This is a genomic window from Streptosporangium sp. NPDC001681 (assembly GCF_040298085.1).
Taxonomy (GTDB): domain Bacteria; phylum Actinomycetota; class Actinomycetes; order Streptosporangiales; family Streptosporangiaceae; genus Streptosporangium.
In genome coordinates this window covers 23,218-47,776 of record NZ_JBEOZN010000077.1, presented here as the reverse complement: position 1 = coordinate 47,776, position 24,559 = coordinate 23,218, and the positions used below count along the sequence as shown (strand labels likewise).

The window sequence follows — 24,559 nt, the reverse complement described above, 5'->3', positions numbered from 1 at the left end:
ATCGGTGTTTGGGCGCGCTATTTTTTTAACCTTTCTACCCTCGGCGTTCATCTTTTGGGCACGGCCGGCCGTGCCACAAAGCTCTTCTCGACAACTGTGCGGCGCGGCCCGTCTCTCGCGCACCCCCGTCACTTCCTCCCGCGGAGTTCATGCCCTGCGGGGTATGGGAGGCGGTCTACCCGGTCGAGGGCCTGCCGGCCAACGACTCACCCGACCACCGCAGCGTAACGGTCGCCACCGTGCGCGCGGATCGGAGGAAGCGGCGCGACAACGGCCGTTGGAGGAGGTGGATCAGCGCCCGGTCGCGCCGTCGATCAGTTCGCGGAGGATGTCTACGTGGCCGGCGTGGCGGCCGGTCTCCTCGATCATGTGGGTGAGTGCCCAGCGGATGCTGGGAGCGGGGTTTTCCGGCCGCGGCCGGGGGACCGGTGCGCCGAGGTCGGTGCACCCGTCGAGAACTTCGTTCGCGCGCTCGACCGTCTTTCGGTAGCGGGCGACGACGTCGGCCACGCTGTCCGCTGGTGCGGCCTGGAACGTCGCCTGCCAGTCGGTGACGTTGTCCCCGAGGAACGTCGAGCGCTCGACGAAAGTAAGGTGATTGAGCAGGCCGAGCAGGTTCGTGCCCGACGGCACTCCGGCTGTTCGGACCTGCGGTTCGGGGGCATCGTCGACCTTCGCGGCAATCGAGGTCCGGAGGTAGTCGAGGAAGCCGCGCAGGATCTCGATCTCGCTGCTTCCGGTCCGGGGCGGCGGGGTGTCGCCGCGGCGGTTGCGGCGGGAGGCGGTGGGCATGGTGGCCTTCATGGGGGAGCGGCGCCGGCGCCGGGTCAGGCGGTGCGGCGGATGAGCAGGACGTGGTCGGTGACCTCGGCGGTGCGCCCGCCCGGTCCGGTCGCGATCCGGCGGGGTGCGTCGGCCCGCTCGACCGTCCATGTCGCCGGGTCCAGATCGATACCCGCGGCGACCTCCTGCGGGGTCGGGTACCGGACGTCGGGATCCTGGTTCCACGACCACGGCGCGGTCGAGCCGTGGTCGACGACCAGCAGCCGCCCGCCCCGGCGCAGCGCGTGCGCGGCCGCGCGCAGGACGGTTGCCCTGTCCAGGTCGAAGGGGGTGTGCAGGTAGTGGGCGCAGATCAGGTCGAACCCGCCCTGCGGGAAGGACTCGTGCAGGTCATGCCGCTCGGCGATGACCCGGTCGCCCAGGCCGCGTGAGCGGGCAAGGCCGGCGAGCCGCTCGACCGCCACGGCCGAGATGTCGACGGCGGTGACGTGCCACCCCCGGCGGGCGAGCCACAGCGCGTCGTCGCCGTCGCCGCATCCGAGGTCCAACACGTCGCCGGGCGGCAGGCCCGTGACCGTCTCGGCGAGACGGTCGTTCGGCTGCGGGTCGGTGGCCGCGGGTCGGGCCGCGTAGACGCCCTCCCAGAACGTGACCGCATCGGTGGTGCTCATCGAGGCTCCTTCTGTCGGGATGCGCTCAGTCTTGCCGGACTCATCGCGATCTGGCACGAAATCTTGCGGTTTTGGCAAGATGGTCTCGTGGACCATGAAACGGAAGACGTGCTCGACGCGGTGGGGCCGCGGCTGCGTGCGCTGCGTCGTAACCGCGGCATCACCCTCGCCGATCTCGCGGCGACGACCGGGGTGTCGGAGAGCACCCTGTCCCGGCTGGAGAGCGGGCAGCGCCGGGCGACCCTGGAGTTGCTGCTGCCGCTGGCCCGTACCTACGACGTTCCGTTGGACGACCTCGTCGGTGCCCCGCGCACAGGCGACCCCCGGATCCACCTGAAGCCGATCCGGCGGTTCGGAATGATCTTCGTTCCGTTGTCCCGGCGGCCGGGTGGTACGCAGGCGTTCAAGATGATCATCCCCGCTCGGCCGGAACCGCTCGAACCGACCCCACAGACTCACGAAGGCTTCGAATGGCTGTACGTGCTCAACGGTCGCCTGCGGCTGGTGCTCGGCGAGCGCGACCTGACGTTGCCGCCCGGTGAGGCGGCCGAGTTCGACACGTCCTTGCCGCACTGGCTGGGCAGCGCCGACGGCGGCGTGGTCGAGCTTCTCATCCTGTTCGGCCTGCAAGGGATACGTGCGCACGTGCGCGCCGGCCCTCATCGGCCGTCTCACGGCGGGATCCAGCGGTGAGCTCGGCGAGATGACCGTCTGTTCGCGTCGACAGCGAGCCTTCCCGCACAGAACCCGCGTGGGACTACGTCGCCGAGGTCGGCTACGAGAGCCCCACCGGCGAGATCGTGCTCCGGGACGATCTGAGCGGCACCGATCCGACAGCCACCCGACCAGGCCGGCTCCGCTATTCCCGGCGGAAGGTGACGATCGACTCGGAATCACCGTTGGCCACGTTGACCACCAGCCACAGCTGGGAAGTGCCGGGGACTCGCTCGATCAGTGCGTGGTGCCCCTCCCCGTCCGGCGGGGGCACCTCTTTCGTCCAGTTCCGGCCGTCCCAGTGCAGGACCGAGACCCCACCGGGCTCGTCGTGGTCCTTGCCCGCGAACCAGACGTCGTCAGGCCCGAACGCGGTCACGCTCTGCAGCTCGGCCTTCCACGGCGGGATGGTGGGCCGCTCCCAGGATCGGCCGTTCCAGTGCAACACCAGGGGCCGCTCGCCGATGTTGCCCACCGCCCAGACGTCGTCGGGGCTGATCTGCAAGATCGTGGTGAGGGAGCCCTCGGGCAGCGTGGTCTCCTCGTACCTGCCGTTGTGCCCGTGCCAGATCACGGGCCGCACCGAGTCCCGTATCCCGGCGACCCAGGTGTGACCGGCGCCGCTGTCCACCGCGACCAGCCTGGTCTCCTCGCCGCCGAGCACCTTTTCGGTGACGAAGGCGGTGCCGTTCCAGGTCAGTACCGAAGTGTCCGAGATCACGACCACCCGGCGGCCGTCCACAGCCACGTCCCGCCCGTACCCAGAGAGCCGGTATCGCCGCCAGGCGTGCCCGTCCCAGTGCTGGGCCAGGGTCTCGTCGAAACCTCCGCCCAGCATCCACGCGTTGCGCGGCCCGTCGGAGTCGATGCTCGCCAGGCCGCCCAGAGCCTCGACGGGCACCGCGCGCCATCGTGACCCGTCCCAGGTACGCAGCGACGTCCTCACGCTGTCCTCCCAGCCGGTGTACCCGATCGCCCACGCCAGCTCGGGACCGACAGCGGTCACGTCGCGCAGGCCACGCTCCCACGCGGTGTCGGTGGACAGACCGGGGACTTGGACCCACCTCTCGGAGATCTCCGTGGTAGGTGTGGCCGATGCCGAAGGGGCCGGCACGGTGGGCGTGCTCGACGGTGAGGGGGCCGGCGCGGCGAGCGGGGGCTGCGCGGCACAGCCCAACGTGATCAAGCAGGCGGCCAGCGCCATCACTCGCGACCTCATAGTGGCAAATCGTACGACTTCCGCCTGACGCCGCCCCCCGAAGTCGACGGTTTCGATCCGACCCCGATCTACCAGTGGGTGGCGGTGACCATCCGGGAACAGCGTCGGAGCAGGTCGCTCCCGCTGTCACATCGCCGGTGTCCGGCCTACAGGGGAGGCTCGGTGTTCCGCAGGTGGGCCGTGTCGGCCCACTGACGCGTTCCCCGGCATCGGTGCTCAGCGGCCGAACAGTCCATGCGGATCGAACAGGCGCTTCATGTCGCGCTGGTGCGGAGTACGCAGCACGTGGTGCCGAGGCCGTTCCAGATCCGTCGGCGGCGATCCGAACGGATAAAGCGTGCCCCCGGCCCGGCAGGCGAGGTGGTGGATGCGGCGGTTGTCGTTCAGCAGGGCCGCGACGCGCGCCGGAGTGGATGGATACGCGTTGGGGAGCAGGCTGAAGAGCACCGGCTGGTCGCCGGCCGGCAGCAGCATGTTCGGCGTGCGCAGGGCGCGACGCGTCAGCACCTGGATGATGACGGGCCCGTGCCGCTGATCTGCCGGCGACCTCGTGTCGAGGGCGGCGCTGATCACGTCCGCCGACCGGCCTGCGGGCAGGAAGACACTGAGATACGGGTGCGAGGCCTGCCACAGCCCCGCCTCGGACATCAGCCGGACGTCCGGGGCCATCCGGTCGGCGAACTCCAGCGCGTCGCACTCCTTCGCGACCCACTGGCCGGGCGGCACGGACAGGCCCGACAACGGATCACACGTCGCGGTGGGCGTCCACCGGTCGCCCACCGGATGGGCGACCTTGATCTGGTAGATCCACGGCCGGTCATCCGGCGACGGCAGGTGGAGCCTGGCGTCGGGGCCGAACGTGCGCGCGAGCCGCTCCGGCTCGTTCGGGACCGCGAAGCCCTGAACGGAGATGACACCCGTGGCGGCGGTCAGGATCCGCTGGTCCTCGATCATCTGGTGGAGGTCCGTATAGAGCGCCTTGCAGGTACGGACGACAGGCGATGCCGGAACCAGGGGAAGCCGTGCGGCGACGATCACGCCGAACTGTCCGAAACCGGCTCGGCTCGCGTCGAAGAGGTGCTGATTCCGCCGAGCAGAGCAGGTCACCACCTCACCGGTTCCCGTCACCACAGTCAGTTCGTCGACGTTGTCGGTCTGGCCGCCGGCGTGGAACGAGGAGCCCCCGAATCCGCCGGCCGACAGAGTCCCCCCGACGCTGAGCCCCAGATAGTCGGTGAGCACCGGAGGGATCAGTCCGTGCTTCAGCGTGTGCCGGACCAGGATGTCCCAGCGCACGCCGGCGCCCACGTCGGCCTGCCGGGTGCGCTCGTCGACGGAGAGGTGGTCCAGTCCGGCGGTCGACAGCGCCAGCCCGCCGGAAATCTGAGCCTGTCCGCCCGTACTGTGCCGCCGGCCCTGTACGCCGATTCCCCAGCCCCGTTCCACGGCGAGGTTCACGGCAGCGGAGACCTGGCCGGCAGTGGTGGCCTTGAGCGCCGCGGCGGGACGGCAGCGGATCAAGCCTCCAAAATCGCCCGCAGCCGCGTCGAGTGCCCCGGCGTCGGTCCGAATCGGAAGGTCGGCCGCCGCGGGTTCGGTCATCGTGATCCGAGAAGGTCGGCGGCGATTGCCGCAAGCGAGCGCGCTGGGCGTCCGACCAGGTCCGCGACGTCAGTGGTCACCGGTGCGGCCCAGTCCGTCCGGTACTCCCGGTGTATGTCGATGAAGGAGTCGACCCGCCACACGGGGATCCCCAGGGCCAGCCATTTCCTCCGCGCGTCCTCCAGGGAGACGTTCACATAACGGATGGGATGGCCGAGTGCCCGGGACAGGTGGTCGGCCACTTCGGCGAAGGACAACGCTTCCGGCCCGGTCAGCGTGTACGACCTGTGCTCGTGCCCGGGCTCGGTGAGGACCGCGGCAGCCGCCGCCGCCACATCCCGATGGTCGATCATGCTGATACGCGACCCGCCCATGGGTGCCGAGAGCACGCCATCCCCCAGCGAGGCCGCGTAGATGGTGAGGTTGTGCATGAAGAAGTTCGGCCGCAGGTGGGTGTAGGCGAGCCCCGAGGCGGCGATCTCGTCCTCGGTCCGGGCGTGCCAGCGCGCCTCTCTCAGCGGTGAGTCCGGGCCGGCGCCCATCGCGGAAACCTTGACCAGGCGACGGACACCCGCCGACACGGCCGCGACCACGACGTTGTGCTGGAGCTCCACCTGAGCGGGCTCCTCCTTGGAGAGCAGGAACACCTGACCGACACCGCTCATGGCGGCGTCAAGGCCACGCGGGTCGTTCATGTTCCCGACCGCGATCTCGACACCGTGCCGCGCCAGGCTCTCCGCCTTGGACGCGTCGCGGGTCAGCACCCGCACGGGGACCGCCTTCGCGGCGAGCAGTCGCACCAGTTCGCTGCCGATACGGCCCGTGCCGCCGGTGACCAGGATCATGTCCACTCCCGTCTGGCGGTCGGCTTCACACCGACGATTCCTTCAGCAGGTGCCGCAGCCGTGCCCGGTGGCAGGCCGGGCGCCTCGCATTCCGGGCATGCCCAGCATGGTGACGTTCGGTGGGGCTTTCGCGGGCGTGGGTGGGTGGGCCTGGCGCCTTTCCCAGGTGTCGCCGGCGTTGGTCCGGCGCAGGTGCAGGATGCCGTCGTCGGCGAGGAGGTGGTGCGGGGCCGCGTGGGTGATGGTGGCGGTGACCGCGTCTCCTGGACGTGGGGTCGCGTGGAGGGTTTCGCCGGACGGGGGCGATGGTGTGAAGTGCACGAGGCGACCGTCGGGTGCCCGTCCCGACAGGCGGCCCGTCGAGCCGTTCTTGCGGCCCTGGCCGTCGGCGATGATCAGTTCGAGGGTCCGGCCCACCTGGCGCTGGTTCTCTTGGAGGCTGATCTGGTCCTGCAGGGCGACGAGCCGGTCGAACCGCTCCTGCACGACCTCCTTGGGAAGTTGGTCGTCGAGTTCGGCCGCCGGGGTGCCGGGACGTTTGGAGTACTGGAACATGTAGGCGCCGGCGAACCGTGCCTGGCGGACGAGGTCGAGGGTGTCCTGGAAGTCGGCTTCGGTCTCGCCGGGGAAGCCGACGATGACGTCGGTGGTGATGGCGGGGTCGGGCAGGACGTCGCGGGCGTATTGGAGGATCTTCAGGTAGCGGTCGCGGCGGTATGACCGGCGCATGGCACGGAGGACACGGTCGGACCCGGACTGCAGCGGCATGTGGAGTTGCGGCATGACGTTGGGGGTGTCGGCCATGGCGATGATCACGTCGTCGGTGAATTCGGCCGGGTGGGGGCTGGTGAAGCGGACCCGTTCGAGGCCGTAGATGTCTCCACAGGCGCGTAGCAGCTTGCTGAAGGCTTGGCGGTCTCCGAAGCCGACGCCGTAGGCGTTGACGTTCTGTCCGAGGAGGGTGATTTCGAGCGCGCCGTCGTCGACCATGGCTCGGGCCTCGGCGAGGATGTCGCCGGGGCGGCGGTCGGTCTCCTTGCCGCGCAGGGAGGGCACGATGCAGAAGGTGCAGGTGTTGTTGCAGCCGACGGAGATCGCGATCCAGGCGGCGTAGGGGGATTCCCGGTGGGTGGGGAGCGTGGAGGGGAAGGTTTCCAGTGCCTCGCGGATTTCGATCTGGGCGGTCCTGGCCACTTGGGCGCGTTGCAGGAGGGTGGGAAGGGCGGCGATGTTGTGAGTGCCGAAGACGACGTCGACCCAGGGTGCGCGCTTGATGATGGTGCCGCGGTCCTTTTGCGCGAGGCATCCGCCGACGGCGATCTGCATGCCGTCGTGTTTGTGGTCGCGTAATCCGCGGAGGGATCGGTAGAGCTTGTTGTCGGCGTTCTCGCGGACGGCGCAGGTGTTGAACACGAGGAGGTCGGGGGGCGTTCCGGGCTGGGCCGGTGTGTATCCGGACGCCTCCAGCATGCCCGCGATGCGTTCTGAGTCGTGCACATTCATTTGGCAGCCGAATGTGCGTACTTCGTAGGTGCCGGGCATCGCGGCCTCCAATCCCTGCGGTTTTCTGCTTTGTGCAGTCGGCAGAGAAGGGCCTCCGTCCCGATGATGGGGACGGAGGCCCTTGAAACTCTGGAGGCACCGGCGTTTTTGAGAGGCCGTGTCTCCGGGTGGAGTCTTTTTGAGAGACCCGACCCGGAACCCTTTTGAGGGGTTCCCCGCCGCCGGGCCCTTTTGAGGGGCCTGACCGCCGACCCTTTTGAGGGGTCGGCCGCCTCAGCGGCTTAACCTAGAAGTTAGTAAATCTCCCCATACTCGTCAAGATCTGTCTTGGTTTTATCCGAAAGTCGATCTTCCTCATTTACCCGCCTTCATCCGCGGCCTTGACCAGGACCGCGATGCCGTCCGAGCGGCCGTCACCTTGCCGTTCCACAGCGGCGGCACCGAAGGCGTGAACACCAAGACCAAGCGGATCATGTGCCAGATGCACGGCCGAGTCGGCTTCGCGTTGCTCCGCCACCGCATCCTCTTGGCCTGACTCTCGGTCACCACCGAAAGAGAGACAGAGTCGAAAGAAAGACAGAGCCGTTGTTCTTACAGTCCCGGAACCAGGGCCACGAAGGGGATGTGCGTCGTCACTGACCTGACGACGAAAAAGTCGATGCCCCTTTACGTCGGTTGAAAAGCAGCGGCCCGAGACCGCTGGGTCTCGGGCCGCTCCCCGTTGCGGTTACGGCCGAACCTGTATGTTGCCTCCGTTCAGCGGCCGCTGCGCTGTGGGCGCGCCGAGCTGGTAGTACGTGCCGCCGGCGTCCCAGACTCGGATCGCGTAGGTGTCCGGGTTGGTGGTCGCGTTGCCCGAGCCGGGCTCGCCGTTGTCGGTGATGTCCACCTGGAACTGGTAGCCGTCGCCTAGGCTGTAGGCGATCTCAGTTGCCTGGTTGACGGCAGTGATCGCGCTCTTCCCGGTGAAGGTGGCGGTGCACACCTTCGGTGTAGTGCTCGTGCAGGACTGTGCCAAAGCGGTCATCACGCTACTCTTGATGGTCCAGTCGTAGTCACCTGCGGGCAGGTAGCTACCCTCAGAGTCGGCGACCTGGTTGGCGGTCAGGGTCTTCCGGTAGGTGTACTGGCTGTTGCCCTGGATGTTGCCGTTCTTCAGGTACTTCACGGTGAACCCGAAGTCGCTCTTCGTACCAAGGCTCGGCTCGGTCACCCAGCCGCCGCCGGTTGTGAAGCCGGCGCCGTTCAGCACCAGGTACGAGATCGGTGTGGAGGGCTCGGAGGTTTGCTTGTCGGCGTTGGTCGCGGTCGCGGTCAGGCTGTGCGAGCCGGCCGCGAGACCCGACTCGGGTGTGCACGACCAACTGCCGGTGAGGTCGGCCTCGGTGGTGCAGACCGTTGTGCCGCCGTCCCTGACGGTGATGGTCGACCACCGTTCGGCGGTGCCTGTGACCGTGACCGCGCCGTTGCCCGCCGCGGCGTCAGCCGGCGACGTGATGACCGGCGGGGGCGGCGCCGTCTCGGTAATGAAGGCCATCAGCTCGGCCACGACCAGGTAGTTGGTCCCGCTGAGCTGTACCTGGATGTAGCGGCCGGTCATCGGCCCGTCGATGATGGTGGGTCGGCCCATGGTGCCGCTGTCGCGGAACGACCACACCCCGGGCGTCGCCGCCCATGCCGCAGCCGACTTGTCGTCGGTGAACGGGGTGCTGGACACCAGTACCCAGTAGTCCTTGTCGCGGTCCACCTCTGACTGGGCGCCCGTCCGGTTCCACACCTGGATCTTGTCGAGGTTGTACACCTGGCCCAGGTCGACTCGCCACCAGGCGTTGGCAGCGGAGTTGGTGTGAGCCATCGCCTGCTGCGTGTAGTCGCCGCTGGTGTTGCCGTCCACGCCCTTGCCCGCGCTGAGGTCGCCGTAGCCGGTCAGCGTGGAGATCTGGGACGCCGGCTTGCCGAGGGCGACGTTGTTACCGCCAATCAGGCCAGGCTTGGTCCCGGCGCCTGCCGCGTTGGTGACGGTGAGGTCACCCGTGGTCTTGCCAGGGGCGAAGTGCGCGATGAGGTAGTTGGGCGAGACGTACTGCACGAGCTTCGCGGGATAGCCGCCGATGGCCACCTGGGAGTCCGGGCCGAAGCCGGACCCGGAGATCAGCGTGCCGGTGGCGGAGTTGGGGTCGCTCACGATGTAGATCCGCGGCGGCTGCTGGTACAGCAGGTGCTGGTAGGCCGGCTGCAGGCCGGCGTTGGAAAGCAGCGAGTTCGGGATGACGCCGGGGCTAGGGCTGCTGGAGATCTGGACGTTGCCCTGACTCGTGAAGTTCGCCGCCGGGCCGTTGAAGCTGCAGATGTTGCTGTTGATCGCGCCCACCCGGTAGTTGTTCGTGACCCGAACCGGACCGGGCGTGGTGCAGCCGCCGTTGAAGCCGCCCCCGTTGCCGTACTCGGCGTTGCCGTCGAGCACGATGTAGCTGCTGCCCTCGTCGTGGTAGAAGAAGTACCGCGAGCCGGGGTTGCTGAACGCGACGTTTCCGGTGACCTGCAGCGCGTGTTCCCAGGTGTTGTTCGACTGGTGGCCCTGGCTGTACATCGGCCCGCCATCGCTGCGGTCACGCATCGTGTTGATGAAGACGTTGTTGCGGATCGTGTTGTCCTGATTGATGCTCGGGTCCGCAGTCAGGTGGTTGATATCGATGTGGTGGCCGCCCCAGCCGAAGCTCACGCCGGTGTACGGCATGTCCATCAGCTGGTTGTGCTCCACGACGGTGCCTCTCGTGTAGTACACCGAGATACCCACGCCGCCGGAGAACTCCTCGGCCACGTTGTACAGGTAGTTGTTGCGGATCGAGTTGTTGATCGCGATCTCGTCCGGGTCGTCATCGAGCGGCAGCGGGTCGTCCATCGCACCGAGCACGAGGCCGTTGCTGGAGATGTCAGTGAACTCGTTGCCCTCGACGAGGTCGCCGTTGGCGCCGTGGTAGAGCCACAAGCCGGCGTTGCCGATGTGGTGGAACTTGCTGTTGAGGAACTGGACGTTCTTCGTGCCGCTCAGCTGCACCGTCGCGGTCGGCGGTGTGTAGTTCTCGGTGGGGCACTGGCCGGGCAGTTCGCCGGCCGGTGGGAGGACAGGCGGGTTGGTCACGTACTGGCAGAGGCCCTGGAAGTTGTAGCCGTTCGGCAGCGTGACGGTATTGCTCGCCTGGATCTGGGAGAAACCGACGTTGGTGCTCGGCTGGTACCAGGTGGTGTGCGCGTACTCGAGGCCCGTGAACGTCACGTTGGCAAGTGGATCGGCCCAACTCGCCTCGCTGTAGACGACGTGCTCCTTGACGGCGAGCACGAAACTCATGGACGCGGGGTCCTCACCGCTCTTGGGCCAGTAGTAGACCTTGTGCAGGGACTTGTCGTAGTACCAGTCGCCCGCCTTCATGAGCTCGAAGGCGTTCTCGATCCAGCTGGGCTGGGAGTTCGCCGCCAAGCTTGGGAAGCCGCCGGACGGGTTGTCGTTGCCCTGGCCGATCGGTGAGGAGCGGCGCTGGGTGTTCTGCCAGCAGGGCTGCGACATCGTCACCGCGGTGCCCACGATGCCGCCGACCAGGCAGCGGCTCTGGCCCCAGGCCTGGTGGTCGTCGTAGACGAACTCGATCTGGTCGGGGTTCCGCCATGACGCGAGCGAGGAGTTGGCTGCGGTGTAGCCGCCGCTGGCGAAGTTCGAGGTCGGCGTCGTGCGGGTCAGCGTCACGGGGCTGGTGCCCCGCGAGCGCGGCACGCGGACGTCATTGGCATAGAGCCCGCGGGTACTGATCCCGTCGGGGACGTCGACGCTCCAGCGGTTGGGGGCGTCCGTGGCCGGCGCCCAGCCGCTCAGCGGGATGCCGCCGGAAAGGACAGGCCGCTGCTGACCTGCGGGCTTCCACACGATCCGGAACCCGTTACGGCCGGAGTCGGCCGAGGTGAAGGTGAGCGGTTCGGCGAGGTAGTAAGTACCTCCGGCCAGCAGCACGTGGATGTCAGAGTCCATGTCGGCCGCAGCGGTCCGGGTGGAGAGTTGCGCCTGCTGGATCGAGCAGGGCTTGTCGGCGGTGCACGCAGTGCCTGTGCCGTCCGGGGCCGCGTAGATGGAGATACGGTTCGCCGCCTTGGCGGCAGCGTAGCCCGGGGCACCGACCATGACGGCTGCCAAGCTGAGCACCATCGCGACGATGGTGCCGAGGTAAAGACCACGCCGGGTGCCGGTGCCGTGCCCGGCTGACGGGGCGCATCGCGGTGGGGACGAGGACCGCTTGGCTGCGGGAGGGCTTGTGAGCGCTCGTGAAGTAGGGGGGCGGATCACGGGGGGACTCCCAGTCTGTTCAAGCCTATAGGAAATGTGATCTAGCATGTAGGGGCGGCGTGCGGCAGTCAAGATGAAACCCGGTGTTTACCTAGCGACACGCACAGTGGCGGCTCGCGATGAAGACGCCCTTCGCGACACGAAACGCTGCGACTGGACGCAGCGCACCAGCGCCATCACGGACGCTTCGCAGTGCGCGACGGCAACGGTGGCGGCAGCCGAGGGGGTCGGCTGTCGCACGGGTGGGCCGGCCAGACGGCCCTTGCCCGACCAGAGGCTGCCGAGAGCGTGGTCAGATCCGCGTCGCCTGCGGCGATGGCCGCTGCGATGGCCTGATGTTCCGCGATGGTCGCGGTGCCGAGCCGCATGCTGTAGCGCCGGCGGAACAGATGCAGGAGGCAGTTGGTTCCGACGAACGCCTGAAACAGTTGCTTGTTGCCGGCGAGCTCGGCGATCTGCTGGGGTGTCAGGACCGGCGTGGCGAAGTAGCCGCGCAGTTGCTCCTGGCGGGCCAGGCCCTCGGACTCGAGCCGCACCAGAGTCTCGCGGATCGGGGTGAACGACGCGCGTAGATATCCCGGGCCTGCCGGTCGATGCTCAACCGGGCCTGTGGGGGGATGACATGGTCATGATGAGGGCCTTGATGGCCTCGTACACGTCATCCGTGCGCCACGGACGATTGGACAGCGGCACCCGTCCCCCTGACAAACGGGTGCGCGATTATCCCAGGCGCGGCGCCTTGTCCGGAATCAGTCGAACGCCGGAAGCTGCCGCTCGCGTGACCTGGTCAGATGCTCACGCATGGCCTCTTCTGCGTCGTCGGGACGGCCGGCCTGGATGGCGGCGGCGACACGCTGGTGCTCCTCGCCTGTCGTGCCGGCCTGGGCGTAGGGGAAGTACCGCCGGTGCAGGTGGAGATGGACATGCAAGCGGTCGAGGCCGTCGCGGAGCAACGGGTTGCCCGACGCCTCGGCGATGAGGTTATGGAACCGGGCGTCGTGCATGGTGAAGGCCGCATGCCAGCGCCAGCCGTTGGCGTCGTCATCCTCCTGCGCTATCGATGTGACGGCCTCCGCGGCGATCGCCTCGCGGTGCTCGGAGGAGGCTCGCTCGGCGGCCCATCGTGCAGCGGCGCACTCGAGCAGCAGCCGCAACTCGAACATGTGGGTGAACTCGGCGCGGGTAAGCAGGGGGCTGACGGTGTAGCCGACGAGGGGGCGCTTGCGGACCAGCCCGTCGGACTCGAGGCGGGCCAGGGCTTCGCGGACGGGTGTGGGGGAGACGTCGAGTTCGCGGGCCAGCGCGTCGATGTTGACGCGGTCGCCGGGCTGCATGCTGTGCTCGAGGATCAGCGCCCTGAGCGTGTCATACACATCGTCGCCGAGCGTGGACCGCCTGAATCGGATGCGTTCGGAGGGTGTCATCGATCCCAATCTTCTACGAAGTCGGAACATTGTCCGGGTATTACTTGACGACCTCACCCGGGGCGGGCTATCTATCTCTAGGAAACATCCTATAGGATCCAATCTCCCCGGAGAGGCGCAGCCATGAATCTACCCCTCACTCGGCTCGGCGGGCTGGCTGTCGCTGTGGTGCTCACCGCCGCTGCCACCGCCGGCTGCGCCAAGAAGAGCGACGACACAGCGGCGGCCGGTGCGACCACCCGAACGCCTGACCAGGTCAAGATCGCCCTGGTTCCCGGTGGGGCACACCCTTACTTCCAGCCGTGGAAGGACGAGTCCGGCAAGGTGAAGACCGATCTGGGCCTCGGCGACGCCACCTTCAACGAGACCTCCAACTGGGACCAGACCAAGCAGAACGACGTGCTGAAGTCCCTCGCCGCGCAGGGCTACAACGCCTTCGGCATCTTCGGCGTCGCCCCGGAGAACATCAACGCCACCTTCGATGACCTCAAGAAGCAGGGCTTCCCGGTCGCCTCGCTGGCGTCCTGCCCGGCCGGCGGCGTCAACAGGGCGGACTTCTGCCTGTCCACCGACGTCGAGTTGGCCGCCTACAAGGCGGCGCAGGCTGCGATCCAGGCCATGGGCGACCAGGGCAACCTCGTACACCTGACCGGCAACAAGGTGGACTCCAACACCCAGCGCCGCGTCGCCGGGGTGCAGAAGGCGGTCGACGAGACCGGCGGGAAGGTCAAGCTCCTGCAGACCGTGACCGACGTGGACAAGGACCTGCAGACGGCGCAGAAGGCCGTCGCCGACCTTCTCGCCGCCAAGGGCGACCAGATCCAGGGCATCGTCAACACGGCCTACAACCCCGCGGTCGCCTCCGCCGAGGCCGTCAAGCAGGCCAAGCTGCCGATCAAGATCGTCGCGATCGACGACGACAAGACCATCCTCGCCGACATCCGCGACGGATCGGTCGCCGCCTCCGTGCTGCAGAACCCGGTCGGGCAGGCGTCCGTCGGGTCGTATGCGCTGACGAAGCTCGCGGGCGGCTGCACGATGACGCAGCCGGGAGTGATCATCGACTCCGGCTCCTTCGTCGTCGACAAGGCCAACATCGACACCTATGACACTGACCGGCAGGGGAAGACGGACGAGCTGAAGAAGGCGTTCGACAGCCAGTACCTGTCCTGTAAGTAGTCCTCCACGCCCAGTAGGAGCCTTTCCTTGCCCGCGATCACTCATGCCGAGGCGTATCTCGTCGACCTGGAGGTCGAGACCGTACGCACGGACGCCGTCCAGTCGTTCATCAAGCAGGAGACCATCTTCGTCGAGATCCAGACCGACGACGGTGGCACCGGCACCGGCTACTCGTACACGATCGGCACCGGTGGCACGGCCGTGCTCGCCCTGCTGCGCGACTACCTGATACCGAGGCTGGTGGGCGCGGACGCTCGTCGGGTGGAGGCGGTGTGGCATGACCTGTTCGCCGCGACCCGGGCGACCACGGTCGGGGCGATCACCTCCCTCGCCCTCGCCGCCATCGACACGGCCCTGTGGGACTGGCGGTGCCGCGACGCGGGACAGCCCCTGTGGGTGCTCGCGGGTGGTGCGAAGGACCGCATCCCGCTGTACGACACCGAGGGGGGCTGGCTGCACCTCACCACCGAAGAGATCATCGCCGGTGCGAAGGCCAGCCAGGCCGCGGGCTGGCCCGGGGTGAAGATCAAGATCGGTCGCTCTCCCGTGGAGGACGCGGAACGGCTGGCCGCCGTCCGCGCGGCCGTCGGGCAGAACTTCGACCTGATGCTCGACGCCAACCAGTCACTCACCGCTGCGGAAGCCATCAGGCGGGCCCGGCTCCTCGAACCGTCTGACCCTTACTGGTTCGAGGAGCCGCTGCCGGGCGATGACGTCGCCGGACACCAGGCGCTGGCCGCGTCCGCCTCGATCCCCGTCGCGGTCGGGGAGTCGCTCTACTCGGTGGCGCAGTTCCGCGAGTATCTCCACCGGCAGGCGGCCGGCATCGTACAGGTGGACGTGGCGCGCATCGGCGGAATCACCCCGTGGCTCAAGGTCGCGCACCTGGCCGAGGCGTACAACGTCCCGATCTGTCCGCACTTCCTCATGGAGCTGCACGTGAGCCTCTGCTGCGCCGTGCCGAACAGCCGCTATCTGGAGCACATCCCACAGCTCAGGGCGATCACCAGCCGGGAGACCGAAATCGTCGACGGGCACGCCCTGCCGCCTACGACTCCAGGGCTCGGCATCGAGTGGGACCGTGACGCGATCGACGACCGGAGAGTCCGGTGAGCACGCAGACCACGTCTCCGTCCGAAGCGCCGGCGGCGGACTCGCCGGAACCGCGCAGGGCGTCGAGGATGCCGCTCTGGGCCAACCCGCGGATCGGCCTGCTCATCCTGCTGATCGCCCTCGTCGCGTTCTTCACCACGCTGCGTCCCGCGTTCATGGACACCACGCTCACGCTGGTGCCGCTCCAGTCGGACATCAGCGTGTACGCGGTGGTCGGCCTCTCCCAGTTGGCGGTCCTGTCGCTCGGGCACATGAACATGGCCGTCGGCCGCATGGCCGCGATGAGCGCGTTCGCCATGGGGCTCGCCTATGACCGGCTCGGCGTGTCGCTGTTGACCAGCCTGGTGATCGGGCTGATCGTCGGGACGTTGCTCGGCGCGCTTGCCGGGCTGATCATTTCGCGTACCGGGGTGAACTCGTTCGTGGTCACGCTGGCGATGGACTTCGCCCTGGTGGGTCTCATCACGATCCTCTACAGCCGGTTCACCGACGGCGTCGCTTTCAGCGGTCAGCCCGCCGGCATGGATGCCCTGCGTAACGACACGTTCGCCGACTACTGCACGGGCGACATCTGCGGCCCCAACATCCCCTTGGTCGTGCCGATCGCGCTTGTCGCGGCGCTCCTGGTGGGGTTGCTGTTCCGCTTCGGCAGGACGGGCCGCGAGATCCTGATGACCGGCGCCAACGAAAAGGCCGCCGAGTTGTCCGGCATCCCCATCCGGAACCGGGTGGTGCAGGCGCACGCGCTCAGCGGGCTGCTCGCCGGGCTCGCGGGTTTCCTGCTCGCCGCGAACAACGGAGCGTTCTCGGCGAGCATCGGCGACTCGTTCCTGCTGCCGTCGTTCCTCGGTCCGGTGCTCGGCGGCACGCTGCTGGCCGGTGGCGCCGTCAGCATTCTCGGCACGGTGCTGGGCGCGACGCTCACCCAGGTCATCTACAAGGGACTGAACCTGCTGCAGTTCCAGCTCGACCAGCTCCACCTCTACATCGGCCTGGTGCTGTTGGTCGCACTGTCGCTGGACCGGGTGCGCCACGTCGTCGCAGAACGAAGGGGGGCGCGGGTATGAGTACCGGCACCACGACGGTCGGCCGTACCGCTCTCGGCGGGAGGCTCAAGGACGTCACCGTCCGGCCGGAGTTCACCCTCGCTGTGCTCGCCGTCGTCGGCTTCGTCGCGCTTGCCGTCGCCACGGACGGCAATCTGCTCTCCCGCGGCACGCTGGACGCGTTCTTCCGGTTCCTCGCCGTCCCGATCGTCATCGGGCTCTCCCAGATGGTGGTGCTGGCCATCGGACAGATGAACCTGTCGGTCGGCACGCTCACGGGCCTGTGCGCCATGGTCGCGGCATGGCTCATGCTCGAAGCCGGCCTGCCCGCCCCATTGGCCGTGCTTGGCGCGCTCGGGGTCGGCCTCGCCGCCGGTCTCGTCAACGGGCTCCTCGTCGTGTTCACCCGGATCAACGGCTTCATCGTGACCCTCGCCACCATGACGATCATCGAGGGGTTGCGGTACGGGGTGAACGGCCCGGACACCTTCCAGGGCTACTCGCAAGGGCTGCGCGACCTCGGCACCGCCTCAGTGTTCGGTCTGCCGGTCGTCTTCATCCTCGCGCTGGTGGTGGCCGCCCTGGTGGCCATGTTCTTTGGCCGCACGGTCGCCGGCCGGCAGTTGCTGGCAACCGGCGGCAGCCCGTTCGCCGCCCGGCTGTCCGGTGTCTCCAACGACCGGTCGATCGTTATCGCGCACGGGCTCAGCGGCCTGCTCGCCGGGGTCGCCGCCATCATCACGGTCGCCGCTTCCGGCTCCGTCAATTCCAGCATCGGCGGCGATCTGCTGCTGCCGAGCTTCGCCGCGCCGATCATTGGCGGGGTGGCGCTCACCGGCGGAGTGGTCAGCGTCGTCGGCACCTGCCTTGCGGCGTTCCTGGTCCGGCTGGTTGACGTCATGCAGGCGCAGTTCGACATCAACCGGCGCTGGATCGACCTGATCATCGGCGCGGTCGTCCTCGGTGCGGTGCTGCTCGGCACCGTACGACAGAAGTTGTCGAAGGGGTCGTCATGATGCTCACCGCCGAGAGCCTGGTAAAGACGTTCCCGGGAGTGCGCGCGCTGGACGGTGCCACCCTGCGGCTCGCCGCAGGCAGCGTGCACGCCCTCCTGGGCGAGAACGGCGCAGGCAAGAGCACGCTCATCAAGATCATTACGGGCGTGTACCGGCCGGACGGCGGGAGGGTCCTGCTCGACGACACCGAGTTGCACATGAACGGGCCGCTCGACGCCCAGCGGGCCGGCATCGGCGTGGTCCACCAGGAGCGCAACCTGATCCCCGAGTTCTCCATCGCGGAGAACATCGTGCTGCACCACCTGCCGCGGCGCTTCGGGCTGGTCGACCGGGCGCGGATGCGTGCCGAGGCCCGCCGCTGCCTTGACCTGCTCGACCTGGACCTCGACCCGGACACCCCGGTCTCCCGGCTGTCCGTGGCGCAGGCGCAACTGGTCGAGATCGCCAAGGCGCTGAGCGTCGACAGCAAGGTGCTGCTGCTCGACGAGCCGACCGCGTCGCTCACCGGGGATGAGGCCGACCGGCTCTACGGGATCGTGCGCAAGCTGCGCGACAGCGGGCACGCCATCGTGCTGGTGAGCCACAAGCTGGAGGAGGTCTTCGCGGTCGCGGACACGGTCACCGTGCTGCGCGACGGACGCAGCATGGCCGAGGCCAAGCCGCTCGCCGACTATACGCAGGACCAGATCGTCGACCTCATGGTCGGGCGGGCGTACTCCTCGGTCCGCCTTGCCGAGCGGCACGTCGACCCAGAGACGGCGCCGGCCTTGCGGCTCGACAAGGTGTGCACCGCGCGGGGCCACCGCGACATCTCCCTGTCCGTACGCCCGGGGGAGATCCTTGGACTGTACGGCCTGGTCGGGGCCGGCCGCAGCGAACTGGCCAAGGCGCTGCTCGGGCTCGACCGGATCACGTCGGGAACGGTGGAGGTGCAGGGCCGTCCGGTGCGCATCCGCGATGTCGGTGATGCGCTTCGCCGCTACCGGATCGGCTACGTGACGGAGAACCGCAAGGAAGAGGGCCTCTTCCTCGACCAGCCGATCACCCGCAACGTCGGTGTCACCGTGTGGCGGGGCCTGGCCAGGGCCGGGCTGGTGACCGATAGGGCGGAACGTCGCCTGGTGGCCCAGTACGTCGACCGGCTGGGCATCCGGATCTCTTCGCCGTCCCAGCTCGTGGGCCAGCTCTCCGGCGGCAACCAGCAGAAGGTCAGCCTCGCGAAGTGGCTCGCCGCCAACTGCGAGATCCTGATCGTGGACGAACCGACGGTCGGCATCGACGTACGCACCAAGGCGGCCTTCCATGAGCTGATCGCCGAACTGGCCGGTTCCGGGCTGGCGTTGCTGCTGATCTCGTCAGACCTGCCGGAGATCGTCACGCTCGCCGACCGGATCGCGGTGATGAACGACTTCAGCCTCCGCGGTGAGCTGGTCAACGACCACGACTACGCCCGGATGAGCCAGGCGATCATACGGTTGATCCACGCGGGGTCCGGCCCTGCGCGGCCACCCGCGGATGGGGGTGAAGCGGCATGAATCCCGCTGATCGGGTCCAGCTGGGCCGGACGGACGTGCAGGTGACCCGGCTTGGCCTCGGGCTCGCCCCACTAGCCGGGCTCTACCGGGAGGTCGGCGACGGGCAGGCGTACGCCACCGTCGAGCAGGCCTGGGAACTCGGCATCCGGTACTTCGACACCGCCCCGCTGTACGGCAGCGGACTCTCCGAGCGGCGCGCGGGCCAGGTCCTGGCCGGCAAACCCCGCGCGGAGTTCGCCGTCTCCACAAAGGTCGGTCGCCGGCTTGTCCGGTCCGGTGGCCGGGAGGCCGCCCCGGACCCCGGCGACCGGAACGACACCATCTGGGCCGAGCCAACAGGCGTCGCGCCAATCTGGGACTTCAGCTCCGAGGGGGTGCTGCGGTCCTACGCGGAGAGCCTGGACCGGCTCGGCCTCGAGCGGGCCGACGTGCTGCACATCCACGACCCCGACGACTATTACCCCGAGGCGCTCGCCGGGGCCCTTCCGGCTCTGGTAGGGCTCCGCGCCGAGGGCCGGATCGGGGCGGTCTCGGTCGGGATGAACCAGGCCGACGTGCTGGCGGACTTCGTCCGTACCGGTGAAGTCGACTGCGTGCTGCTCGCCGGCCGGTACACGCTGCTGGACCAGTCCGGCCTCGCCGAACTGCTACCGCTGGCCGCCGATCGGGGGGTTTCCGTCATCGCCGGGGGTGTCTACAACTCCGGGCTGCTCGCCGACCCCAAGCCCGGCGCCACCTACGACTACCTCCCCGCCCCGGTCGACCTGCTGGCTCGGGCGCTCGCCGTACAAGAGATCTGCGCCCGGCATGACGTGCCGCTGCGGGCCGCCGCGATCCAGTTCCCGCTCGGCCATCCGGCGGTTGTGAGCGTCGTCATCGGCGCCCGCTCGCCTGCTGAGGTGGCCGACGCCGTGGCGATGTTCTCCCACCACATCCCGGACCGGCTCTGGCAGGACCTGCGCCGTGAAGGACTGCTCCCCGAGGAGGTGCCGACGCCGTGATCATCGACTCCCACCAGCATCTCTGGACCGCCGACTACCCATGGCTGGCCGATCCGGCGCTCGACCGGATCCGCCGCGACTACGGCGTGGAGGACCTGCGGAAGAACCTGCGCGCCGCGGGCGTCGACCGGACGGTCCTGGTCGAGGCCGGCCGGTGTGACGCCGCCGAGACCACCGAGTTCCTGGCGACCGCGGCGGCGACTCCGGAGATCGCCGGTGTCGTCGGCTGGGCGTCGCTCACCGACCCCACCCTGGCCGACGTCATCGCCGGCCATCGGGCCGGGACCGGGGGGCACCTGCTCGTCGGCATCCGGGACCAGGTGCAGGGCCATCCCGACGACTTCCTCGACCAGCCCGATGTGCGGGCGGGTCTGCGCACGGTCGCCGCGGCCGGACTCGTCAACGAGGTGGTCGTGCGTGGCCCGCAACTGCCGTCTGTGGCCAGGGCGGCGCAGGCGCTGCCGGACTCCCGGTTCGTCCTCGACCACCTCGGCAAGCCGAGGGTCGCCGCCGGCGCGGAGGGTCTGGACGAATGGCGCGCCCTCATCGCCCCGGTGGCCGCATGCCCGAACGTCGTGGCGAAGATGTCCGGCCTCGTGGCCGAGGCCGACTGGTCCCACTGGACGGTCGAAGACCTGCGTCCCTTTGTCGAGACCGCCGTGGACATGTTCGGCGGCGGCCGGCTCATGTTCGGGTCCGACTGGCCGGTCTGCGAGGTGGCGGCCTCCTACACCCAGGTTCGCGCGGCGTTCGAGGAGATCCTCGGCGGGACACCCGACGACATCTTCACGACCACAGCGATCAGCGTCTATCAGTTGGAGATCTCATGAGGTACATGCGGGTGGGCCCGGCGGGGGCCGAGCGCCCCGCGGCTCACGTCGACGGTCGATACTTCGACCTGTCCGGCGTCACCAAGGACATCGACGGGGCATTTCTCGCCTCCGGCGGCGTCAGCGCCGACCAGGCTGTCCGGTTGCCGGAAATCGACGTCGCGGGGCAGCGGATCGGTGCGCCGATCGCCCGGCCGGGTGTCGTGCTCTGCATCGGCCAGAACTACGCCGCCCACGCGGCCGAGTCGGGCAGCGAGCCGCCCGAAGTGCCGATCATCTTCTACAAGGCGCCGAACACGGTCGTCGGGCCATACGACGAGGTGCTCGTCCCGCGCGGCTCGAAGAAGACGGACTGGGAAGTCGAGTTGGCCGTCGTCATCGGTCGGGTCGCCCGCTATATCGAGTCGCCGGAGGTGGCGCTCGACTATGTGGCGGGGTACGCCGTCTCGAACGACGTCTCCGAGCGGGATTTCCAGCTCGCCGTCTCCGGCGGGCAGTGGTCCAAGGGCAAGTCATGCGAGACGTTCAACCCGCTCGGCCCGTGGCTCGTGACTCCCGACGAGGCGGGCGACCCGCGCGCCTTCGGCCTGCGTTCCTGGGTGAACGGCGAGCCCAGGCAGGATTCCACCACGGCTGACATGATCTTCGATGTCGCCTACCTGATCTGGCACCTGTCGCAGTACACGGTGCTTGAACCCGGCGATGTCATCAACACGGGCACGCCGCAGGGTGTGGCCCTGTCCGGTCGGTTCCCCTACCTCGAGCCAGGCGACGTGATGGAGGTCGAGATCGATGGTCTCGGCCGGCAGCGCTCGGTCCTGCGGGCGGCGGAATGAAAATCACCGCGGTCGAGACGCACGACATCCGCTTTCCGACCTCGCGGCAGCTCGACGGCTCCGACGCGATGAACCCCGACCCGGACTATTCCGCCGCCTACCTGATCCTGCGTACGGATGCGGGCGTGGACGGGCATGGGTTCACGTTCACGATCGGCCGGGGCAACGACGTCTGCCGGGTCGCCATCGACGCCCTTGCCCCGCTCGTGGTCGGCCAGCAGGTGGACGACCTGGGGGAGTTCGCCAGGCGCCTCACCCGTGATTCCCAGCTGCGCTGGCTCGGCCCGGAGAAGGGCGTGATCCACTTGGCGACGGCGGCTGTCGTCAACGCCGCGTGGGACCTGGCCGGGCGGGTCGCGGGCAAGCCGGTGTGGCGGCTGCTCGCTGACATGAGTCCGGAGCAGCTCATCGACCTCGTCGACTGGCGCTATCTCACCGACGCCCTCACCCCTGCCGAGGCGCTCGACCTCCTCAACGCGGCCAGGCCGGGCAAGCAGGAACGCATCGCCGAACTCGAACGGCACGGGTACCCGGCGTACACGACGTCGCCGGGCTGGCTCGGCTACGACGACGCCAAGCTCGCACGGCTCGCCAAGCAGGCCGTCGCCGACGGATACACGCAGATCAAGCTCAAGGTCGGCGCCGACCTCGATGACGACCTGCGCAGGATGGCCCTGGCCAGGGAGGCGGTCGGCCCGGAGATTCGCATCGCCGTTGACGCGAACCAACGCTGGGACGTCGCCGACGCGGTCGAATGGATGACCGCGCTCGCGCCGTACGACCCGTGGTGGATCGAAGAGCCCACCAGCCCCGACGACGTGCTCGGGCACGCCGCCATCAGGCGCGCCCTGGCCGCCGCGGGCCCGGGCAGGCAGCCGATCAAGGTCGCCACCGGCGAGCACATGCAGAACCGGATCGTCTTCAAGCAGCTCCTGCAGGCCGACGCGGTCGACTTCGTGCAGATCGACGCGTGCCGGGTCGCCGGGGTCAACGAGAACATCGCGATCCTGCTGCTCGCCGCCAAGTACGGCAGGCCGGTCTGCCCGCACGCGGGCGGCGTTGGGCTGTGTGAGCTGGTCCAGCACCTATCGATGTTCGACTACGCCGCGGTCTCCGGATCGCTGCAGGACCGGGTCATCGAGTACGTCGACCACCTGCACGAGCACTTCGTCGATCCGGTGGTGATCTCCAACGGTGCGTACATGCCGCCCAGCGCGCCCGGCTTCTCCGCGGAGTTGCGGCCCGAGACGCTGGCCGTGTTCTCCTACCCGAACGGCCCGGCGTGGCGTTGATCCACGTCGAGCTGGCCACCGGGCACGCGCAGATGCGCCCGGCCGGTGACTTCGGCGGGCCGGTCGCCGCGCTGCGGGTGCTTCTCGACGTCATCGACGGCCCGGTCGAGCCGGCCGACGCGCCGCTGGCGCTCGTGGCGAGCAGTGTCGCCGGGGTGGCGGGGCCTGGGCTGGCACGGTGCGCCGCCGTCGGGCTCTCGCCGTTGTCCGGCGGTGTCGCGGAGACGCGGGCGGAAGGTCCGTACGCCGCGGGGCTGCGGGCGGCCGGGGTCACCGGCGTGGTGCTGCACGGCCGGGCGACCGGACCCGTCTGCGTGGTGGTCGAGGCGGGGCAGGCCAGGCTCGACCCGGCCGGAGAGTTCTGGGGACTGGAGACCGGCCCGGCCACCGATGCCCTGCTCGCCAGGTACGGCGCCGGCGCCGCGGTTGCGGTGATCGGGCCGGCCGGTGAGCACGGCGTGCGGTACGCCTCGATCGTTACCTGCGGGGACCATCCGCTGCCCAGGCTCGGGCTGGGCGCGGTGCTCGGCACCAAGAACGTCAAGGCGGTCGTCTGCGTCGGCGGATCTACGCCGCCGGTCGTCGATTCCGACGCGCTGGGCCGGGTAGCCGCCGACTACGCGGCGGCGCTGCCCGGCAATCCGCTCACCGCCTGGCAGCATGGCGAGCCGGGTTTCGGGATCTGGTCGGCCGAGCCCGGCTATGCGACGGTGGCCAATTTCGCCGACACCACCTCGCGCGGCGGTGTCGGCACTGCGCCTGCGCTGGAGCGGATCGCCGCCTGTCCCGGCTGCCCGACCGACTGCATCAAGGTCTATGCCGGAGCGGCGCTGCATCAGGAGGCGCTCGCCATGCTCGGGCCCAATCTTGGCGTCGCCGATCCGTGGGCCGTGCACGCGAGGTGCATGCAGCTCGGGCTGGACCCGGTGTCGCTAGCCGGTACGCTCGCGGCCGCGGGCGTGCCGGCTGCCGAGGTGCCTTCCGTGATCGAGCGGATCGGGGCCGGAGGCGACCCGCTCGGCGAGGGTTCGGCCAGGATCGCCCCGGACCATGCCATGGCGAGCAAGGGGGTGGAGTTGCCGCCCTTCGACCCGCGGGTGCAGCCGAACCTCGGACTCGGGTACGCGGTCGCACCGATCGGGCCGCGCTACGACATCATCGAGCACGATCTCGACTTCGACCCGGACGAGGGCCTGCCCCACAGCTATCCGGAAATGGAGGGATTGGGGGTGAGCGTACCGAGCCCGCGGGGTGAGATCGATGTGATCCGCACCGCGCAGCTTCTGCGGCTGTGGAGCGGTCTCGACGCGCTCGGCATCTGCCCGTACGCCGCGACGCCCACCCGTCCGCTCACGCTTGCGCAGGTGGAGGCGCTGGTTGAGGCGGTCACCGGTGAGCGGCCCGACGTGCTGTCGCTCGGCGCGGAGCGGCTGCGGCTGCAGCGGGAGGTGAACCGGCGGCTCCGCATCGGTCTCGAGGCGGACACCCTCCCCGACAGGTTCTTCACCGAGCCGGTCGCCACCGGAAGGTACGCCGGTGCGGTCCTCGACCGGGAGGCGTTCATGGCCGCGGTGGCCGCGCTGCACCGCGAGCTCGGGTTCATGTGAAAGGAAGCGA

General features: G+C 68.8%; 20 protein-coding genes and 1 pseudogene. 12 read left to right on the top strand and 9 right to left on the bottom strand.

All coding sequences use genetic code 11. The annotated features are described in order from the left end of the window. Nucleotides 1-291: 291 nt before the first annotated feature. Nucleotides 292-792: a DinB family protein gene (locus tag ABT130_RS29890; RefSeq protein ID WP_350960846.1), complete on the bottom strand. Its 501-nt coding sequence runs from the start codon at nt 790-792 to the stop codon at nt 292-294. 35 nt (nt 793-827) lie between these two features. Continuing rightward, the gene (locus tag ABT130_RS29885) at nt 828-1,454 is read right to left on the bottom strand and encodes a class I SAM-dependent methyltransferase (protein WP_350960843.1); all 627 of its coding nucleotides are present in this window, start codon (nt 1,452-1,454) and stop codon (nt 828-830) included. Nucleotides 1,455-1,541: 87 nt separating this feature from the next. On the opposite strand from ABT130_RS29885, the gene ABT130_RS29880 reads away from it, so the two are divergent. After that, nucleotides 1,542-2,147, top strand: coding sequence for a helix-turn-helix domain-containing protein (locus ABT130_RS29880; protein ID WP_350928449.1), 606 nt, complete (start codon nt 1,542-1,544; stop codon nt 2,145-2,147). A 166-nt stretch (nt 2,148-2,313) separates the two neighbouring features. Here ABT130_RS29880 and ABT130_RS29875 read toward each other — a convergent pair whose 3' ends face one another. From ABT130_RS29875 to miaB, 4 genes are all read right to left on the bottom strand, one after another. Beyond that, the gene (locus ABT130_RS29875; RefSeq protein ID WP_350960840.1) at nt 2,314-3,387 is read right to left on the bottom strand and encodes a hypothetical protein; all 1,074 of its coding nucleotides are present in this window, start codon (nt 3,385-3,387) and stop codon (nt 2,314-2,316) included. 216 nt (nt 3,388-3,603) lie between these two features. Next, nucleotides 3,604-4,989, bottom strand: a complete 1,386-nt coding sequence (locus ABT130_RS29870) for an FAD-binding protein (protein ID WP_350960837.1) — start codon at nt 4,987-4,989, stop codon at nt 3,604-3,606. Continuing rightward, complete coding sequence (locus ABT130_RS29865) at nt 4,986-5,834, bottom strand: SDR family oxidoreductase (protein WP_350960834.1); 849 nt, start codon at nt 5,832-5,834, stop codon at nt 4,986-4,988. Before ABT130_RS29865 ends, ABT130_RS29870 begins: the two co-directional genes overlap by 4 nt. A gap of 42 nt (nt 5,835-5,876) precedes the next feature. Beyond that, nucleotides 5,877-7,376 carry a tRNA (N6-isopentenyl adenosine(37)-C2)-methylthiotransferase MiaB gene (gene miaB / locus ABT130_RS29860; protein ID WP_350960832.1) on the bottom strand — a complete coding sequence of 500 codons (1,500 nt, stop codon included), beginning with the start codon at nt 7,374-7,376 and terminating at the stop codon, nt 5,877-5,879. A gap of 307 nt (nt 7,377-7,683) precedes the next feature. Between miaB and ABT130_RS29855 the strand changes: the two are divergent. Beyond that, a pseudogene (locus ABT130_RS29855) lies at nt 7,684-7,872 on the top strand (ISL3 family transposase); the annotation flags it as partial. 192 nt (nt 7,873-8,064) lie between these two features. Here the strand turns inward: ABT130_RS29855 and ABT130_RS29850 are convergent. The 3 genes from ABT130_RS29850 to ABT130_RS29840 form a co-directional block, all read right to left on the bottom strand. Next, complete coding sequence (locus ABT130_RS29850) at nt 8,065-11,532, bottom strand: galactose-binding domain-containing protein (protein ID WP_350960830.1); 3,468 nt, start codon at nt 11,530-11,532, stop codon at nt 8,065-8,067. A gap of 314 nt (nt 11,533-11,846) precedes the next feature. After that, nucleotides 11,847-12,206 (bottom strand): FCD domain-containing protein, encoded by a 360-nt coding sequence (locus ABT130_RS29845; protein WP_350960828.1) that lies wholly within the window; start codon nt 12,204-12,206, stop codon nt 11,847-11,849. A gap of 213 nt (nt 12,207-12,419) precedes the next feature. Continuing rightward, nucleotides 12,420-13,094, bottom strand: a complete 675-nt coding sequence (locus tag ABT130_RS29840) for a GntR family transcriptional regulator (protein ID WP_350960825.1) — start codon at nt 13,092-13,094, stop codon at nt 12,420-12,422. A 123-nt stretch (nt 13,095-13,217) separates the two neighbouring features. Here ABT130_RS29840 and ABT130_RS29835 point away from each other — a divergent pair, with 123 nt between their 5' ends. Genes ABT130_RS29835 through ABT130_RS29790 form a run of 10 tightly spaced genes read left to right on the top strand, consistent with a single transcriptional unit; the run spans nt 13,218 to nt 24,549 of the window. Next, nucleotides 13,218-14,273, top strand: a complete 1,056-nt coding sequence (locus ABT130_RS29835) for a sugar ABC transporter substrate-binding protein (protein ID WP_350928461.1) — start codon at nt 13,218-13,220, stop codon at nt 14,271-14,273. 27 nt (nt 14,274-14,300) lie between these two features. After that, on the top strand, nt 14,301-15,386 hold the full coding sequence (locus tag ABT130_RS29830) for a mandelate racemase/muconate lactonizing enzyme family protein (protein ID WP_350960823.1): 1,086 nt from the start codon (nt 14,301-14,303) through the stop codon (nt 15,384-15,386). Continuing rightward, the gene (locus tag ABT130_RS29825) at nt 15,383-16,453 is read left to right on the top strand and encodes an ABC transporter permease (protein ID WP_350960821.1); all 1,071 of its coding nucleotides are present in this window, start codon (nt 15,383-15,385) and stop codon (nt 16,451-16,453) included. Before ABT130_RS29830 ends, ABT130_RS29825 begins: the two co-directional genes overlap by 4 nt. Then, complete coding sequence (locus ABT130_RS29820; protein WP_350960818.1) at nt 16,450-17,448, top strand: ABC transporter permease; 999 nt, start codon at nt 16,450-16,452, stop codon at nt 17,446-17,448. Before ABT130_RS29825 ends, ABT130_RS29820 begins: the two co-directional genes overlap by 4 nt. Then, a complete protein-coding gene (locus tag ABT130_RS29815; protein WP_350960815.1) occupies nt 17,445-18,983 on the top strand; it encodes a sugar ABC transporter ATP-binding protein in 1,539 nt (512 codons plus the stop codon). Before ABT130_RS29820 ends, ABT130_RS29815 begins: the two co-directional genes overlap by 4 nt. Then, nucleotides 18,980-19,984 carry an aldo/keto reductase gene (locus tag ABT130_RS29810; RefSeq protein WP_350928472.1) on the top strand — a complete coding sequence of 335 codons (1,005 nt, stop codon included), beginning with the start codon at nt 18,980-18,982 and terminating at the stop codon, nt 19,982-19,984. Before ABT130_RS29815 ends, ABT130_RS29810 begins: the two co-directional genes overlap by 4 nt. Then, nucleotides 19,981-20,814, top strand: coding sequence for an amidohydrolase family protein (locus tag ABT130_RS29805; RefSeq protein ID WP_350960812.1), 834 nt, complete (start codon nt 19,981-19,983; stop codon nt 20,812-20,814). The genes ABT130_RS29810 and ABT130_RS29805 overlap by 4 nt, the downstream gene beginning before the upstream one ends. Further along, on the top strand, nt 20,811-21,650 hold the full coding sequence (locus ABT130_RS29800; protein WP_350960810.1) for a fumarylacetoacetate hydrolase family protein: 840 nt from the start codon (nt 20,811-20,813) through the stop codon (nt 21,648-21,650). The genes ABT130_RS29805 and ABT130_RS29800 overlap by 4 nt, the downstream gene beginning before the upstream one ends. Further along, entirely contained in the window at nt 21,647-22,942 is a 1,296-nt protein-coding gene (locus ABT130_RS29795) for an L-fuconate dehydratase (RefSeq protein WP_350960808.1), read from the top strand. The genes ABT130_RS29800 and ABT130_RS29795 overlap by 4 nt, the downstream gene beginning before the upstream one ends. Next, nucleotides 22,933-24,549, top strand: coding sequence for an aldehyde ferredoxin oxidoreductase N-terminal domain-containing protein (locus ABT130_RS29790; RefSeq protein WP_350960805.1), 1,617 nt, complete (start codon nt 22,933-22,935; stop codon nt 24,547-24,549). The genes ABT130_RS29795 and ABT130_RS29790 overlap by 10 nt, the downstream gene beginning before the upstream one ends. The last annotated feature ends 10 nt before the right edge of the window (nt 24,550-24,559 follow it).

Excerpts from the sequence above, each read along its gene's own strand:
- ABT130_RS29890 (WP_350960846.1), bottom strand. The coding sequence starts at position 792 with ATGCCCACCGCCTCCCGCCGCAACCGCCGCGGCGACACCCCGCCGCCC.
- ABT130_RS29885 (WP_350960843.1), bottom strand. The coding sequence starts at position 1,454 with ATGAGCACCACCGATGCGGTCACGTTCTGGGAGGGCGTCTACGCGGCC.
- ABT130_RS29875 (WP_350960840.1), bottom strand. The coding sequence starts at position 3,387 with ATGAGGTCGCGAGTGATGGCGCTGGCCGCCTGCTTGATCACGTTGGGC.
- ABT130_RS29870 (WP_350960837.1), bottom strand. The coding sequence starts at position 4,989 with ATGACCGAACCCGCGGCGGCCGACCTTCCGATTCGGACCGACGCCGGG.
- ABT130_RS29865 (WP_350960834.1), bottom strand. The coding sequence starts at position 5,834 with ATGATCCTGGTCACCGGCGGCACGGGCCGTATCGGCAGCGAACTGGTG.
- miaB (WP_350960832.1), bottom strand. The coding sequence starts at position 7,376 with ATGCCCGGCACCTACGAAGTACGCACATTCGGCTGCCAAATGAATGTG.
- ABT130_RS29850 (WP_350960830.1), bottom strand. The coding sequence starts at position 11,532 with ATGGTGCTCAGCTTGGCAGCCGTCATGGTCGGTGCCCCGGGCTACGCT.
- ABT130_RS29840 (WP_350960825.1), bottom strand. The coding sequence starts at position 13,094 with ATGACACCCTCCGAACGCATCCGATTCAGGCGGTCCACGCTCGGCGAC.
- ABT130_RS29835 (WP_350928461.1), top strand. The coding sequence starts at position 13,218 with ATGAATCTACCCCTCACTCGGCTCGGCGGGCTGGCTGTCGCTGTGGTG.
- ABT130_RS29820 (WP_350960818.1), top strand. The coding sequence starts at position 16,450 with ATGAGTACCGGCACCACGACGGTCGGCCGTACCGCTCTCGGCGGGAGG.
- ABT130_RS29815 (WP_350960815.1), top strand. The coding sequence starts at position 17,445 with ATGATGCTCACCGCCGAGAGCCTGGTAAAGACGTTCCCGGGAGTGCGC.
- ABT130_RS29810 (WP_350928472.1), top strand. The coding sequence starts at position 18,980 with ATGAATCCCGCTGATCGGGTCCAGCTGGGCCGGACGGACGTGCAGGTG.
- ABT130_RS29800 (WP_350960810.1), top strand. The coding sequence starts at position 20,811 with ATGAGGTACATGCGGGTGGGCCCGGCGGGGGCCGAGCGCCCCGCGGCT.
- ABT130_RS29795 (WP_350960808.1), top strand. The coding sequence starts at position 21,647 with ATGAAAATCACCGCGGTCGAGACGCACGACATCCGCTTTCCGACCTCG.